Source organism: Streptomyces sp. NPDC059248 (genome assembly GCF_042753905.1).
Classification (GTDB): domain Bacteria; phylum Actinomycetota; class Actinomycetes; order Streptomycetales; family Streptomycetaceae; genus Streptomyces.
In genome coordinates this window covers 13939-28643 of the sequence record NZ_JBHYZV010000061.1, presented here as the reverse complement: position 1 = coordinate 28643, position 14705 = coordinate 13939, and the positions used below count along the sequence as shown (strand labels likewise).

Here is a 14705-nt window from a genome sequence, read left to right as displayed (position 1 = left end):
CGCCGACCCGTACGTTCACCTTCCCGTACGTTCGCCGACCCGTACGGACGACGTCAGACGGATTCGGAACCGGCGGCGTCCGGTACCGGGAACGGGCGGCGGGCCACCCCCAGCACGCACGCGGACGTCGGCATCCGCTCACCGCCCCGGGGCACCGTCAGCCGCCGGTACCTACCCAGGTCGAAGCCCGCCGCGTCCAGTGCCGCGAGCGTGTCCCGGGACGTATGGCAGCCGCCGAAGAGCCGGGGCCACACCGTCGCGTCCAGGGCCCGCTGCACCCGGACCATGCCCGGTGACGAGGCCGGTCCGTGTTCGAAGAACCGCAGCTCACCGCCCGGCCGCAGCACCCGCCGCAGTTCGGCGAGTGCGCGCGGGACATCCCGTACGGAACACAGCACCAGCGACACCACGGCGGCGTCGAACGCCTCCGCCTTCACCGGCAGCGCCTCCGCCGTACCCGGCACCACGTCCACCGGCACGTCGGCCCGCCGCGCCGCCTCCAGCGCCAACGCCCGCAGAACCGGCTCCGGCTCGACGGCGACGACCTCCGACACGGCGCGCGGATAGTGCGCGAAGTTCAGACCGTTGCCCGCGCCGATCTCGATCACCCGGCCGGACAGCCCGTCGAGCAGCTCCCGCCGGTACTCCGCGATCCCGGCCCGGGTGTCGAGGCGGACACTGAACCGGGCGTAGAACCGGGAGAACAGCGGATGGCGCACGGCGTCCCCGGGCGCCGTCGGCGTTCTGCGCACGGACATCGCTGGCCTCCTCGGCGGGCGGACGCGTCAGGGCCATTGTCCCCCCGGGGCCCGTACAGGACACCACCACGACACGGGCATCCGCGCGGGGCCGCGCCGATGCCGGAAGCGGGAAGACGCGCGCCCTCACCCCATCGCGGCCGTGAAGGCCGCCGCGTCCCACTCCCCGCCCAGCTCCGGCGCCAGCCACCGGGCCGCGCGGGCGCGGAACACCTCCGGCGGCAGCGCCCCCGCGCCCTCGGGGACCGCGCCCAGCAGCGGCGCGTCCGCGACGGCGGGGAGATCGGCCAGATTGCAGCGCGCCGCCAGATCCGGGGCGCCGGGCCAGCTGCCCACGACCACCCCCAGCGGCAGCACGCCCCGCGACCGCAGCGCCTCCGCCGTCAGCGCGACCCCGTTGAGCGTGCCGAGCCCGGCGGGCGCCACGATCAGTACCGGCGCGCCCATCAGCACGGCGACATCGGCGAGCGTGCCGCCGTCCTCGTCGAACCGGACGAGCAGGCCGCCCGCGCCCTCCACCAGCACCAGCTCGTGCTCGACCGCCGCCTTCGCGACCGCGTCGGCCGCGTCCCCGGGCCGTACGACCGCCGCCCCCGCCCGCCGGGCCGCCGTCGCCGGAGCCAGTGGGTCCGGATAGCGGGCCAGCTCGATCCCGTACACCGGGCCCGCCAGCCGCGTCACCTCGGCCACATCGCCGGGCTCCCCGGCCCCGACCCCGGTCTGCGCGGGCTTCACCACCGCCACGCTCCGCCCGCGCCGGCGCGCGAGCGCCGCGACCGCGGCCGTGACCACGGTCTTCCCGATCTCGGTCCCCGTCCCGGAGACCACTACGACCCCCGGGCCCGTACCGTCCCGCATCCCTTCGCCCATGCTCCGCCTCACCCCGCCGCGGCCGCCGCGACGACCGCTTCGCACACCGTGCCCAGGTCCTCGTCGCCCATCACGAACGGCGGCATCACGTACACCAGGTTGTTGAACGGCCGCAGCCAGACACCCGCGCGGACCGCCGCGGCCGTGGCCGCCGCCATGTCCACCGGGTGGTCGAGCTGGACCACCCCGATCGCGCCGAGCACCCGCACGTCCACGACCCCCGGCAGCTCGGCCGCGGGCGCCAGACCCTCCCGCAGCGCGCCCTCGATCCGCTTGACCTCGAACGCCCAGTCCTGGTCCAGCAGCAGCCCGATCGAGGCGTACGCGATCGACGCCGCCAGCGGATTGGCCATGAACGTGGGGCCGTGCGCCAGGACCGGGAACTCGCCCCGGGAGATCCCCTCGGCGATCCGAGGGGTGCACAGCGTCGCCGCCATCGAGACATAGCCGCCGGTCAACGCCTTGCCCAGACACATCACATCGGGCGAGACCGCCGCCCGCTCCGCCGCGAACAGGGTGCCCGTACGGCCGAAGCCGGTGGCTATCTCGTCGAACACCAGCAGGACGTCGTACGCGTCGCACACCTCCCGCAGCACCCGCAGATAGGCCGGGTTGTGGAACCGCATCCCGCCCGCGTTCTGCACCACGGGCTCGACGACGACCGCCGCCACCTCGTCCGCGTGCCGGGCCACCATGTCCCGGAGATGGTCGGCGTACGCGGCGTCGTACGCGTCGACCCCGGGCGGCGGCGCGTCGGCGAACAACTGCTCCGGCAGCACCCCGGACCACAGCCGGTGCATCCCGCCGTCGGGGTCGCACACCGACATCGGCTGCCAGGTGTCGCCGTGGTAGCCGCCGCGCCAGGTCAGCAGCCGCCGCTTGGCGGGCCGCCCGGCCGAACGCCAGTACTGGAGGCACATCTTCACCGCGACCTCGACGGAGACCGACCCCGAGTCGCTGAGGAAGACATGGCGCAGCGGCTCGGGCGTGATCTCCACCAGCCGGGTCGCGAGCCGGACGGCGGGCTCGTGGGTGAGCCCGCCGAACATCACATGGCTCATCCGCTCCAGCTGGCCGCGCGCCGCCTCGTTCAGGACGGGGTGGTTGTAGCCGTGCAGCGCCGACCACCAGGACGCCATGCCGTCGATCAGCTCCCGGCGGCCGTGGACCGGCTCCGCGAGCCGCAGCCTCACCCCGGAGGCCGAGGCGACGACGAGGGGGTCGGTACGGCCGGGCATCGGCGCGTACGGATGCCAGACGTGCGCCCGGTCGAGCGCCAGCAGTTCGGGGACCGGCAGCCCGGGGAGGGGCAGCTCAGGCATTGGGCGCCACCCCGGTGCCCGCGCCCCGGCGGCGTACCGCCACCAGATCGGTCCGCGGCCTGGGTACGGAGTCGGGGGCCTCCGCCTCGCCGGCCGCGCCCTCTCCCGGGCCTTCCGCCGGGCCTTTCGCGCGGCCCGTGCCTCCGACGCGCCCGGTCCCGGCCGTCCCGGCGGCGTCCTCGGCCGTCCCGGTGCCGGTGCCGGTGCCGGTCCCGGCCGGGCCGCACGCCGTGCCGCAGCCCGCCGCCCCTCCGCAGCCGCCTCCGGCGGTGCCCTCCACGGCCTCCGTGTGGCCGCCGCCGCAGACCCCGCCGCCCGCGCGATGCGGCGGCAACGTCGTGGTCCCCGCGCCCTCCACCTCGAAGCCCGCGTCGGCGATCATCTCCAGATCGGCCTTGCCGGCCTGGCCCTCACTCGTCAAGTAGTCGCCGAGGAAGACGGAGTTGGCGAGATGGAGCGCGAGCGGCTGGAGGGTACGGAGATGGATCTCCCGGCCCCCCGCGAGCCGTACCTCCACATCCGGGCAGACGAACCGCACCATCGCCAGGATCCGCAGACAGCGCTGCGGCGTCAGATGCCACTCCTTCGCCAGGGGGGTGCCGTCGAAGGGGATGAGGAAGTTCACCGGAACGGAGTCCGGGTCCAGCTCCCGCAGGGCGAAGACGACGTCGACCAGGTCGTCGTCCGTCTCGCCCATCCCCGCGATCAGCCCCGAACAGGCGGAGAGACCGGCCGTCCGCGCCTGCCGCACGGTGTCCACCCGGTCCTCGTAGGTATGGGTGGTGGTGATCCCGGCGTAGGTCGCCTCGGAGGTGTTGAGATTGTGGTTGTACGCGTCGGCTCCGGCCTCCCGCAGCCGCTCCGCCTGCCCCGCGGAGAGCAGTCCGAGGCAGGCGCAGACCTCCACCTCCTCGTTCTGGTCCTTGATCGCTTCGATGGTGCGGGACACCCGCTCCACATCGCGGTCCGTCGGACCGCGCCCGCTCGCCACCAGACAGACCCGCTTGGCGCCGCCCGCGACCCCCGCGGCGGCGGCCTGCGACGCCTCCTCCGGCTTCAGCCAGGTGTACTTGAGGATCCCCGCGGTCGAACCGAGCCGCTGCGAGCAGTACGAGCAGTCCTCGGGACACAGTCCCGACTTCAGATTGACGAGATAGTTGAGTTTCACCCGCCGGCCGAACCACTGACGGCGCACCCGGCCCGCCGCGGCCACCACGTCGAGTACGTCGTCGTCGGAGGTCGCCAGTACCGCCAGCGCCTCGTCCCGGGTCGGCGGCTCACGCCGCAGCCCCTTCTCCACCAGCCTGTCGAGAAGCTCCATGGCGCCGATCCTGGCCTACCGGACTCCCCGCGGGAAAGTCGGAAACTCACAAGAGACCGACGACGAAGTGTGTGTATGACCACATGGGGAGCGGGGGCGCACCCGGTTAGCCTCTGTGAGCTGCCTACAAAACGAGCGGTCGGCCGGGCGGGCCGGTAGCGCTGCCCGCGACCGGGTACGGCCGGACGGCCGGGCTCGTGGGCAAGCCCGGTGAACCAGATGAACCAGGTGAACCGGCGGAGAAGCGACCGAGCGGGGAGCGCGAGACCATGGCCCAGGACCCCTTCGACTGGCTCGACGAGGAATCCGAGCGCCGGGAGCGCGCCGGACTCGTCCGGGCCCTCCGCCCGCGCCCCGCGGACCCGGTGGCCCTCGATCTCGCGGGCAACGACTATCTGGGCCTCACCCGGCACCCCGAGGTCGTGGCCGCCGCCGCTGCTGCCGCGCACCGCTGGGGCGCGGGCGCCACCGGCTCGCGGCTCGTCACCGGCAGTACGGCCCTGCACGCCGACTTCGAACGCGAACTCGCCGCGTTCTGCGGCTTCGAGGCCGCGCTCGTCCTGGCGTCCGGCTACGCGGCCAACCTGGCCGCGGTCACGGCCCTCGGCGGCCGGGGGTCGCTGATCGTCTCGGACGCGGCCAACCACGCCTCCATCGTCGACGGTTGCCGTCTCGCCAGGGCGGAGACGGAGATCGCGGCCCACGGCGACCCCGATGCCGTACGCAAGATCCTCGACGCGCGTCCGGGGCGGCGCGTGCTGGTCGTCACGGACGCCGTGTTCTCCGTCGACGGCGACGCGGCTCCACTGGCCGAACTCGCGGCGATCACCGCGGGACGGGGCGCGGCGCTCCTGGTGGACGACGCGCACGGGCTCGGCGTCCTCGGCGACGGCGGGCGCGGTACGCCGTACGCCGCCGGGATCGCCGGGCGCCCGGGGGTGGTCGCGACGGTGACCCTCTCCAAGTCCCTGGGCAGCCAGGGCGGCGCGGTGCTCGGCCCGGCCCGGGTGATCGCCCATCTGGTCAACACCGCCCGGACGTTCATCTTCGACACCGGGCTCGCGCCGGCGGCCGTGGGCGCGGCCCGGGAGTCCCTGCGGCTGCTGCGGCGGGAGCCGGGCCGGGCCGACCGGGTCCGGGCGGTCGCGGGCACCCTGTACACCCGGCTCACCGCGGCGGGACTGACCGCGGCGCGACCCGACGCCGCGGTGGTGTCGGTACGGGCCCCCTCGCCGGCGGCCGCCGTACGGTGGGCCGCCGACTGCCTCGCGGCCGGACTCCAGGTGGGCTGTTTCCGGCCGCCTTCGGTGCCGGACGGTATCTCCCGGATCCGGCTGACGGCACGGGCCGATCTGACGGACGAGCAGCTGGCTTCGGCTGTCGCCACGGTGGTCGCGACCGCGCCGCCCGGGGCCGTAGCCCGGATCTGAGCACCCGCCCGACCGGTCCCGGAACACCGAAGGGCACGGCGGACGGAACGGCGGGCGGGACGAATGGGACGTCGAATATCGGGCCCGGGGCCGGACATATGCGTCCCATTATGGCCAAAAACGGTCTTGCGTCGCAGAGTTCACCGCTTCGAGCGACAGTTGTCCACAGATCTTGGCGGATCGTGCCTGCGGCGGGAGGATGAGGGACAGTCCGACGCTCGGCGTGAGCCGCGGCCGTCCGCGCGGTCTTCCGCCTGCCCGGCGGAGGCCGGGCAGCGGGGGCGTCGGAAAGCACGGCCGCGGCTGGAAAGGGACGGCGTCGCCATGGCGGATCTTCTGGAGAGCTCGATCACCCTGCCCAGCGACCCGGCGTCGGTGTCCGTGGCACGCGGACATGTCACCGACGTCGTCACGGAGTGGGGTCTGCCGCCCGGCGGGGAAGCCGTCGACACGGTCCGGCTGATCGTCTCCGAGCTGACGACCAACGCGGTGCAGCACACCTTCGGCCAGTCGCCGACCTTCACCGTGGATCTGCTGCTGGAGCGGGACGAGGAGCTGAGGATCGGGGTGACGGACAGCCATCCCCGGCGGCCGCAGCGGCTGCCCGCCGCCGTCCGGCAGGACAACGGCCGGGGCATGGTCATCGTCCGCAGCCTCACCGCCCACAGCGGCGGCCGGCTGACGGTCACTCCGACCCCGGACGGCGGTAAGACGGTCTGGGTGGCCCTGCCGTGGGCCCCGGCCGTACCGGACGGGTACGGCCGGACGGACCGGACCGGCGCGCCGTAACGCGCGGAACGCCGCCTCTCCGGCGGCCGGGAACCCCGCCGGGTCGGAGAGGGCCGGGGAAGCCCGGGACCGGGCGGTAAGGCCGCCGGAAGCCCCCGAGGCGCCTCGGGGGCCACCGGACCTGCTCCGGTCCCGGAGCCGGCGCCCCGGAGCCGGCGTAGGGCTCAGTTCCGCGGGGCTGTCACTTGACGCGCCCGTAGGAGACGCTCTTGGTCCAGATCTTGTCCAGCTTCACCCACGAACCCCTCTTGGGCGAGTGCCAGATCTTCCCCTTCCCGGCGTATATCCCCACGTGGTAGACACCACCCCGGCCGTGGAAGAAGACCAGGTCCCCGGCCTGACGCGACTTCACGGAGATCTTGCGGGTCTTGTTGTACTGCTGCTGGGCGGTCCGCGGAAGCTTCTTGCCCGCCTGCTTGTACGAGTAGACCGTCAGCCCCGAGCAGTCGAAGCGGGACGGGCCCACCGCACCGTACCTGTACGGTGCCCCCTTCTTGGACGCGGCGACCTTGAGCGCCTTGCCCGCGTGCGCCGTGGCGGCGGCCTGTGCCTCCGGCGTTCCGCCCGGTACGAGCATCGAGCCACCGAGCGCCGCGACGGTCAGTGCGGACACGGCGCCCGCCCGGCTGAGCAGAGACGGGACGTTCATCTGCGCACTCATGCGCAACCCTTCGTCAGCCGCCTGTGAAGGATGACCTGTCGGGTTCGGGCGGACGAAGGTGCCCGGCCGCTGACGCGGCTTCACCCCGAGGGACATCCGGATCGATCGCTCCGGCGGCCCCGTACTGCCTGGGTCCTCCACTCCTGCCGAATGCACTTCTGTCGACCAGTCATCCGGGACAGCGGCAGGACTCGGCGTCCGCCCGGACCGCCCCGCCGAGGTGACGGGGGCTTGTCGTCCCCCGGATCTTGACCCATCAAGTGCCGGATTTCGAAGTCAAAACGGCGATATGTGAGTTTCAACACGAATGCGCCGTTCGTATGAATCCGACCGTCCCGACGGCCCGTCATGGACGCCCGAAGGGCCCCTTACCAGGCCGGGAATACGACTGTCCGTTAGAGGGATCGTCGCTCCGGCGCAACTCGACCGTAGTTGTTACCCGTGGTCCGACTCCACCGATCGAGGGAGGAGTTATCCCACTCGTTCGGCGGTTGACGGACGGTCGACGGATCGTCAGCGCGGCGGCGGTACGGGAATCGTGACGCGGAATGTCCGCCTTTCGCCGTCGAGGACGCGCAGGGCCCTGGCGAGGGTCGCGGTATGCAGCTCGCTCTCCCCCCGGTGGTGCATCAGCGTCAGGGCGTCCCGGAGCTCGATCGCCCGCGCCACCAGGGCCTGCGCGGCGCGCAGTGCGCCGTAGGTGTGTTCCGAGCGGGCCGGGTTGATCCGCCCGACCAGATCGGCGACGGCGAGATAGGCGTCGAGCAACTCCCCCTCGGCGCGGGTGAGCGGGGGCAGGGGTGGAAGCTCGGGCCGGGGGACGGACGGGGTCATCGCGAGCCGCCGGACCGGGACGCCTTCCGGCTGTCGATCACATGGTCCACCAGGCCGTACTCCCGTGCGCTCGCCGCGTCCAGGAAGAGGTCGCGCTCCAGATCCGCCGCGATCAGCTCCTCCTCGCGGCCGGTGTGGCGGGCCAGCAACTCCACGGTCTGGGCGCGCTGGCGCAGCAGTTCCCGTGCCCCGATCTCCAGATCGGACGGCATGCCCCGCATCGGTTCGTCGAGGGCGGGCTGCTGGAGCACGATCCGCGCGCCCGGCAGGGCCATGCGCTTGCCCGGCGCCCCGGCCGCGAGCAGCAGGGCCGCCGCCGCGGCGACCTGGCCGATGCAGGTGGTCTCCACATCGCAGGTGATGACCTGCATGGTGTCGTAGACCGCCAGCGCCGCGCTCGGCGAGCCGCCGGGGGAGTTGAGGTAGAGGGCGATGTCCCGGTCGGGGTCGGCGTATTCGAGATGGAGGAACTGGGCGATCACGTCGTTGGCCGCCGTGTCGTCCACCGGGGTCCCGAGGAAGATGATCCGCTCCTCCAGCAGCTTGCTGTACGGGTCGAGGGTCCGGGTGCCCGTACTGGTCCGCTCGGTGAACTGGGGGAGGACGTAGCGGGCGGCGGGGCGGTTCATGGCGTACCTCTTCCTGGGTCCTGGCACACGGCGGACGGCGGTGGCCGACCATCCGTAAAAAATGTACAGGACGTACAGAAAGCTGGCAGGCGTGGGAACGGATACGTTCGGTGAAGTCCCTGCTCAGGTGCGCGATTTCGCCCTCGGCGAGCGGCGCGGTCGAAGTCCGTTCGGCCGGCCCGGCGTACGGGGGCGTACGGCCGCCCGGCCCGTGGCGGCCTTCCGCGCCGGGTGCCGCCGGGCGGTGCCGATTAAGCTGAGAGGCATGGCCTACGAGATTCCGGTGACGCAAGCCCGCGCTGAGCTGGCCGAACTGATCAACCGTGTCGTGTACGGCGGCGAGCGCGTCGTCGTCACCCGGCACGGGAAGCCGCTCGTGGCCCTGGTCTCCGCCGACGATCTCGCCCGGCTGGAGGGGCAGGGCGCGCCGGAGGGCGACGAGCGCGAGCAGGTGATCTCCTCGGTCTCGTCGCTGGGTCCGGTCGCCGGGGGCGGCCCTGGACGTTCCCGCTTCGGCCTGACGGCCGAGCATCGGCCCCCCGGCTCCCGCGACTGACCCCGCGACTGACTCCGCGACCGGTTTTACGACTGGTTTCACGACTGGTCCGGCGACCGATTCCACGACCGATTCCACGACGGCAGGGGGCCGCCACGCCGTCAGGCCGGAGCCGCCGTCGCCCTGGGGCGGTCCGTCCCGGCGGGCAGCGGTACGGATCCGTCCGGGCCCCCGGCCGCCCGGCGGCGGGCGGCGACGAGTACGGCCGCGAGACCGAGCCCCGCCCAGCAGGTCAGCACCAGCAGCGGTCCGCCGGACGCGGCACCGTCGAAGTACGCCTGGGAGCGGATCAGTTGCGCACCCGCCCCCGGCGGCAGCAGCCCGCCGAGCGCCCCGAACGGCTCGGGCAGCAGTTCGGGCGCGCTCGCGGCGCCCGAGAACGGGTTCCCGATCAGTACGGTCAGAGCGCTGCCCGCCGCCAGCCCCGCCCGGCCGATGAGCGCGGCGGGGCCCGCGGAGGCCGCCGCGACCGCGAGGACCGTCAGGCCCGCCGCCCCCGCCTCGCCCCACCACGACCCGGTCAGCACTCCCAGCCAGTCATGGGCGACGACGGCCGTGGCCGCCCCGCCGAGGGCCGCCGCCGCCACGAGTGTCACCGCGGCCCGTACCCCGCGCAGCCCCAGGACCGTCACCAGGACACCCGTCACGATCCCGGCCATCGACAGGGGCAGCACGCTCGCCGCCAGCACGCCGCCCCGCGGATCGGCGGCCGGCGCGGGCACCACGTCGACTGTCTCCACCGGACCGCCCGCGCCCGCGGCGACGGCCTCCCGCAGGAGCGCCGCCACCGCGGGGCTCGCCGCCGACGCGGTCAGCAGCCGAGGCCCTCCGGGCGTGGCGACCACCGCGCCGTACACGGCCCGGTCCTCGATCGCCGCCCGCGCGGCGGCCTCGTCCTCGTAACGGCGTACGTCGAAGGCGCCCTCCCGCCGTTCGAGTCCCCGGGCCACCGGTTCGGCGACGGCGGCGGGTCCCGCCACGGCCACCGGCAGATCGCGCGGAGCCGTACGGGCGCCCGGCCAGGCGAAGGCCCACAGGGTCGCCGCCACGACGATCGGCACCAGCAGCAGGACGGCGACCGAGCGCCGGGCCCACCCGGCTCCGGGGCCGCCGGGCGAAGAGGGAGAGGCGGGAGGAGCGGGAGGGATGGGAGGGATGGGAGGGGGAGTCGGCTGGGACACGGGGGCCTCTTTCCTCGGACGGGGACGTAAAAAGAAGGATCGTTCGTTTTGCCTGGCGTCACTGTGCTGCGCCTCTCCGGCCTTGTCAAGAAGGAACGTTCGTTTTAAGTTGGGCCCATGGCACGCGTCTCCCAGCAGCACCTCGATGCCCGCCGTCGGCAGATCCTCGACGGCGCGGGCCGCTGCTTCGCCCGTAACGGCTTCCACGCCTCGTCCATGCAGGACGTCCTCGCCGAGGTCGGTCTCTCCGCCGGTGCCGTCTACCGCTACTTCGGCAGCAAGGACGAGCTGATCGAGGCCATCGCGGACGAGATCTTCACCGGGATCAGGGCCGCCTTCGCGGACGCCACCCGGGCGGACCCCCTGCCCACCCCGGACATCCTGATCGGCCGGGTGATGCGCGGGGTGCTCCGGGAGCGACTGCCGGGGGAGGACGAGCAGGCGCACGCCCGGCTGATCGTCCAGGTGTGGACCGAGACCCTCCGCAACGACCGGATCGCGGCCGTCCTCCAGGAGCGCTATGCGGGGCTGCGCGCCTCCTGGGCGGAACTGGTCGAGCTGTACCGTGCACGCGGTCTGATGCCCGAAGGGCCCCCGGCCGACCATGTGGCCAGGACGCTCATCGCCACGACCCAGGGGTTCATCACCCAGCAGGCGCTCTTCGGCGGAGTCACCGTCGAGATGCTGGAGAACGGGCTGGGCGCTCTGATCTCGATGGAGCGCCCTGCCACCGGTTGACGTGCGGGAAGACCGCCCGCCCCGCACCGGCCACGACCCCCTTGTCCCGGCGTGGCCGGTTTCGCACGGTGCACCGCTCAGCGGTACATGACGCACCGGTTATTGGTTCGGTAAAGAAACACCAGTGCGATCTGTTCGCGGTGACCCCTCAGACGAAAGGATCCCGGGGAGAACTCGACAACGGAAAGGGGGAGTTCTCCGTGAGACGCACAGCAGTGCTCGGCTCGGCCGGCACTCTGATGGCGGGGATCCTCGTCGCGGGGGCGATATCCACACCGGTCGCCAGTGCCGACTCCGGCCGGTCCGACTCCGGCCGGTCCGACAGCGCCCGCGCCGACTCCGCCGAGGGCGGACCGGCCGAGGCGCGCGGTGTCGGGATCGCCGCCGAACGGGCCGCCGACCAGGGCATCGACTGGGCGGACTGTCCCACCGACTGGGGGCTGCCCAAGCCCATCCAGTGCGGCACGGTCACCGTCCCGCTCGACTACAAGCGGCCCCACGGACGACAGATCACCCTCACCGTGGACCGGATCGGCCACACCGGGACCCCGGCCGAGCGCCAGGGTGCCCTGGTCTACAACCCCGGCGGGCCCGGCGGCTCCGGTCTGCGCTTCCCGGTCAGGGTCACCAGCAAGAACCCGCTGTGGGTGAACACTTCCAAGGCGTACGACTTCGTGGGCTTCGACCCGCGCGGCGTCGGCCGGTCCACCCCGATCTCCTGTGTCGACCCCCAGGAGTTCGTCAAGGCCCCCAAGGCCGACCCGGTGCCCGACTCCGAGGCCGACAAGCGTGCCCAGCGGAAGCTGGCGTACGAGTACGCCCTGGGCTGTGCCGACCGCAGCGGCTGGATGCTGCCGCATATGACCACTGCCAACACCGCGCGCGACCTCGATGTCATCCGGGCCGCCCTCGGCGAGCGGAAGCTCAACTTCCTCGGCGTGTCCTACGGCACCTACCTCGGTGCCGTGTACGCCGAACTCTTCCCCGGCCACCTCCGCCGGATGGTCATGGACAGCGTCGTCAATCCGTCGCGGGAGAAGATCTGGTACCAGGCCAACCTGGACCAGGACGTGGCCTTCGAGATGCGGTGGAACGACTGGAAGGAATGGGTCGCGGCGAACCACGCCACCTACGGCATCGGCGCCACCCCGGCCGAGGTCGAGGCCCAGTGGCAGAAGCTGCGCGCCGCCGCGAAGAAGGCCCCGCTCGGCGGTGTCGTCGGACCGGCCGAGCTGATCTCCTTCTTCCAGAGCGCCCCCTACTACGACTCCTCCTGGGCGCCCGTCGCCCGGATCTGGAGCAAGTACGTCGCCGGTGACCCCCAGGCCCTGATCGACGCCGCCGGGCCGGATCTGACGGACACCGTGGGCAACGCCCGCTCCGAGAACAGCAACGCCGTCTACACGGCGGTCGAGTGCGCGGACGCCAAGTGGCCCACCGACTGGCGCACCTGGAACCGGGACAACACCAAGCTCCACAAGGACTACCCGTTCATGACCTGGGCCAACGCCTGGATGAACCTGCCGTGCTCGACCTGGCAGTCCAAGCAGCACCAGGCCGTGGACGTCCGCCCCGGCAAGGGCCTGCCCGGTGTGCTGATCGTCCAGGCCGAGCGGGACGCGGCCACCCCGGTCGCCGGCGCCTACGAGCTGCAGAAGCGGCTCAAGGGCTCCCGGCTGATCCTGGAGAAGAACGCCGGTTCGCACGGTGTCACCGGGATCGCCAATCCCTGCGTCAACCAGCGGGTCGACGCCTATCTGCTGAAGGGCACCCTGGACGCCCGCGATGTGAACTGCGACCCGCACGCGGTGCCGAAGCCCTGAACGGTGCCGTAGTCCTGATCGCGGCGCGCCGTGCCGGGACACGGTCCGGGGACATCTGACGAGGGGGCGGCCGGAGAGCTCCGGCCGCCCCCTCCGCCCCCTCCGTCCGCTCACCGTTCACCGCTCACCGTTTACCGTCCGATGGCGCCGGCGGCTCCGTCCGCTCACCGCCCGGCGGCGCGGCCCGTCTTCTTCGCCGGCTCCGCCTCGGCCTTCACCTCGGCCGCGTAGCGGTCGACGTACTCCTGACCCGAGAGTTCCAGCACGGCGTACATGATCTCGTCCGTGATCGCCCGCAGCACGGCCTTCTCGTCCTCCATTCCGGCGTACCGCGAGAACTCCAGCGGCTTGCCGAAACGGACCGTGACCCGCTTGACCTTCGGCAGCTTCTGCCCGGGCGGCTGGATCTCGAAGGTGCCGACCATGGCACACGGAATCACCGGCACCCCGGCCCTGAGCGCCATGACCGCGACGCCCACCTTGCCCTTGTAGAGCCGGCCGTCGTGCGAACGGGTGCCCTCCGGATAGATCCCCAGCAGTTCGCCCTTGCTCAGGACGCCGAGCCCCTCACGGATCGCCGCCTGCCCCGCCTCCTTGCCGGAACGGTCCACCGGGATCTGCCCCACACTGTGGAAGAACGCGGCGGTCAGCCGACCCTTGAGCCCCGGACCGGTGAAATACTCCGCCTTCGCGAGGAAGGTGATACGCCGTTTGAGGATGGCGGGCATCAGGAAATGGTCGGAGAACGACAGATGATTCCCGGCGACGATGGCCGCGCCCTCCTCGGGAATGTGTTCGAGACCCTCGATCCTGGGCCGGAACAGCAACCGCAGCAGCGGCCCCAGAAGAACATATTTGAGCACGTGGTAGAACACGTCGGGGGTGCTCCTTCAGCAGCGGGCCGGTCGGTGGGGGAATGCGCCCCTGGTCCTGCGGAATTTCTCGAACGCGGTCATTTTATGTGCCCGTCGACGGGCGGGTCACCGTTCCGGCGCACCCCGTCCCGGCCCGCGCCCGGACGGGAGGGGCCCCCGTGCTGTTGCGGCCCCCGGGACCCGGGTTCACCCTGGGCAGTGACCCGAAAGCGTCAGTCGGCCACTTTCCGTGATATTCGGGGGGTGTCGTAGCGGGGAGGGGCCGGACTGCCGCGGTGAGGAGCCATGGTCATGCACGGTCGGACCGCCTGCGGATACAGCATGGAAGTTTGGGCGACGGAGGAGCGGATTCCGCAGATCAGGCGCATTCTCGCCGCCCATCTGCGGCACTGGGACCTCGAAGCCCATATCGGCCCGGTCTGCCGGGCCGTCGACGCCTTGATAACCAATGTCGTCCGGCACGTCCCCGACGATCCGACCTGTGTGATCGAGCTGCGCTGGACCGGCCGCCGCCTCAGCGCCTCCGTCGCCGACCGGGACCATCGGATGCCGAGGGTGACCAGCTCCTCTCCCGCCCGGGGCGGTCTCGCCACCGTCGCCCAGTTCAGCGACAGCTGGGGCACCTGCGGCACCGTGGACGGCAAGGTCATCTGGTTCACCCGGACCGTACGGCGCCGCGGCCGGGTCCACCGGGACTCCGGACCCACCGCCACCCTGCCACCCGTGGGTGAGGCCCGCCCCCTCCCGGAGCGGGCCACCGATCAGTTCCGTGCGGCGATCATCCCGACGGTCAGCAGCCCCAGCACCACCCAGCCGAACCAGAGCCAGCCGTTGCTGCCGAGCGCCACCGTGTAGGCGGTGACCACCACCAGGGTGCCGATCGTGATGGCACCCATCGCTCTCGTGGAACCGGGCATA

15 protein-coding genes and 1 riboswitch are annotated in these 14705 nt (G+C 72.5%); of the genes, 6 read left to right on the top strand and 9 right to left on the bottom strand.

Annotated features, from left to right (window positions below; all coding sequences use genetic code 11):
* Positions 1-53: 53 nt before the first annotated feature.
* From ACFXG1_RS24080 to bioB, 4 genes are all read right to left on the bottom strand, one after another.
* Positions 54-758: a class I SAM-dependent methyltransferase gene (locus tag ACFXG1_RS24080; protein ID WP_384718464.1), complete on the bottom strand. Its 705-nt coding sequence runs from the start codon at positions 756-758 to the stop codon at positions 54-56.
* Positions 759-884: 126 nt separating this feature from the next.
* Positions 885-1628 (bottom strand): dethiobiotin synthase, encoded by a 744-nt coding sequence (gene bioD / locus ACFXG1_RS24075; protein ID WP_384718466.1) that lies wholly within the window; start codon positions 1626-1628, stop codon positions 885-887.
* A gap of 8 nt (positions 1629-1636) precedes the next feature.
* Positions 1637-2950, bottom strand: a complete 1314-nt coding sequence (locus ACFXG1_RS24070; protein WP_384718468.1) for an adenosylmethionine--8-amino-7-oxononanoate transaminase — start codon at positions 2948-2950, stop codon at positions 1637-1639.
* Positions 2943-4271 carry a biotin synthase BioB gene (gene bioB / locus ACFXG1_RS24065; RefSeq protein WP_384744486.1) on the bottom strand — a complete coding sequence of 443 codons (1329 nt, stop codon included), beginning with the start codon at positions 4269-4271 and terminating at the stop codon, positions 2943-2945. The genes ACFXG1_RS24070 and bioB overlap by 8 nt, the downstream gene beginning before the upstream one ends.
* A 269-nt stretch (positions 4272-4540) precedes the next feature.
* Between bioB and ACFXG1_RS24060 the strand changes: the two genes are divergently transcribed.
* Positions 4541-5701, top strand: a complete 1161-nt coding sequence (locus tag ACFXG1_RS24060) for an 8-amino-7-oxononanoate synthase (protein ID WP_384721125.1) — start codon at positions 4541-4543, stop codon at positions 5699-5701.
* 324 nt (positions 5702-6025) lie between these two features.
* Positions 6026-6490, top strand: coding sequence for an ATP-binding protein (locus tag ACFXG1_RS24055; protein WP_384744484.1), 465 nt, complete (start codon positions 6026-6028; stop codon positions 6488-6490).
* 181 nt (positions 6491-6671) lie between these two features.
* Here the strand turns inward: ACFXG1_RS24055 and ACFXG1_RS24050 are convergent, their stop codons facing one another.
* The 3 genes from ACFXG1_RS24050 to ACFXG1_RS24040 form a co-directional block, all read right to left on the bottom strand.
* On the bottom strand, positions 6672-7151 hold the full coding sequence (locus tag ACFXG1_RS24050) for a C40 family peptidase (protein WP_384744482.1): 480 nt from the start codon (positions 7149-7151) through the stop codon (positions 6672-6674).
* 3 nt (positions 7152-7154) lie between these two features.
* Positions 7155-7316, bottom strand: a riboswitch (cyclic di-AMP (ydaO/yuaA leader).
* Between the two features lie 348 nt (positions 7317-7664).
* Positions 7665-7985, bottom strand: a complete 321-nt coding sequence (locus ACFXG1_RS24045) for a hypothetical protein (RefSeq protein WP_384717857.1) — start codon at positions 7983-7985, stop codon at positions 7665-7667.
* Positions 7982-8614: an ATP-dependent Clp protease proteolytic subunit gene (locus ACFXG1_RS24040; RefSeq protein WP_384744479.1), complete on the bottom strand. Its 633-nt coding sequence runs from the start codon at positions 8612-8614 to the stop codon at positions 7982-7984. The genes ACFXG1_RS24045 and ACFXG1_RS24040 overlap by 4 nt, the downstream gene beginning before the upstream one ends.
* A 265-nt stretch (positions 8615-8879) precedes the next feature.
* On the opposite strand from ACFXG1_RS24040, the gene ACFXG1_RS24035 reads away from it, so the two are divergent.
* Positions 8880-9170 (top strand): type II toxin-antitoxin system Phd/YefM family antitoxin, encoded by a 291-nt coding sequence (locus ACFXG1_RS24035; protein ID WP_384717853.1) that lies wholly within the window; start codon positions 8880-8882, stop codon positions 9168-9170.
* Positions 9171-9271: 101 nt separating this feature from the next.
* Here the strand turns inward: ACFXG1_RS24035 and ACFXG1_RS24030 are convergent, their stop codons facing one another.
* Complete coding sequence (locus tag ACFXG1_RS24030; protein ID WP_384744477.1) at positions 9272-10231, bottom strand: ABC transporter permease; 960 nt, start codon at positions 10229-10231, stop codon at positions 9272-9274.
* Positions 10232-10468: 237 nt separating this feature from the next.
* Between ACFXG1_RS24030 and ACFXG1_RS24025 the strand changes: the two genes are divergently transcribed.
* Both ACFXG1_RS24025 and ACFXG1_RS24020 read left to right on the top strand, forming a co-directional pair.
* Positions 10469-11089 carry a TetR/AcrR family transcriptional regulator gene (locus ACFXG1_RS24025; RefSeq protein ID WP_384717848.1) on the top strand — a complete coding sequence of 207 codons (621 nt, stop codon included), beginning with the start codon at positions 10469-10471 and terminating at the stop codon, positions 11087-11089.
* Between the two features lie 200 nt (positions 11090-11289).
* Positions 11290-12912, top strand: a complete 1623-nt coding sequence (locus tag ACFXG1_RS24020) for an alpha/beta hydrolase (RefSeq protein WP_384717846.1) — start codon at positions 11290-11292, stop codon at positions 12910-12912.
* 164 nt (positions 12913-13076) lie between these two features.
* Here ACFXG1_RS24020 and ACFXG1_RS24015 read toward each other — a convergent pair whose 3' ends face one another.
* The gene (locus ACFXG1_RS24015; protein ID WP_384744474.1) at positions 13077-13787 is read right to left on the bottom strand and encodes a lysophospholipid acyltransferase family protein; all 711 of its coding nucleotides are present in this window, start codon (positions 13785-13787) and stop codon (positions 13077-13079) included.
* Between the two features lie 321 nt (positions 13788-14108).
* Between ACFXG1_RS24015 and ACFXG1_RS24010 the strand changes: the two genes are divergently transcribed.
* On the top strand, positions 14109-14642 hold the full coding sequence (locus tag ACFXG1_RS24010; protein WP_384719652.1) for an ATP-binding protein: 534 nt from the start codon (positions 14109-14111) through the stop codon (positions 14640-14642).
* The last annotated feature ends 63 nt before the right edge of the window (positions 14643-14705 follow it).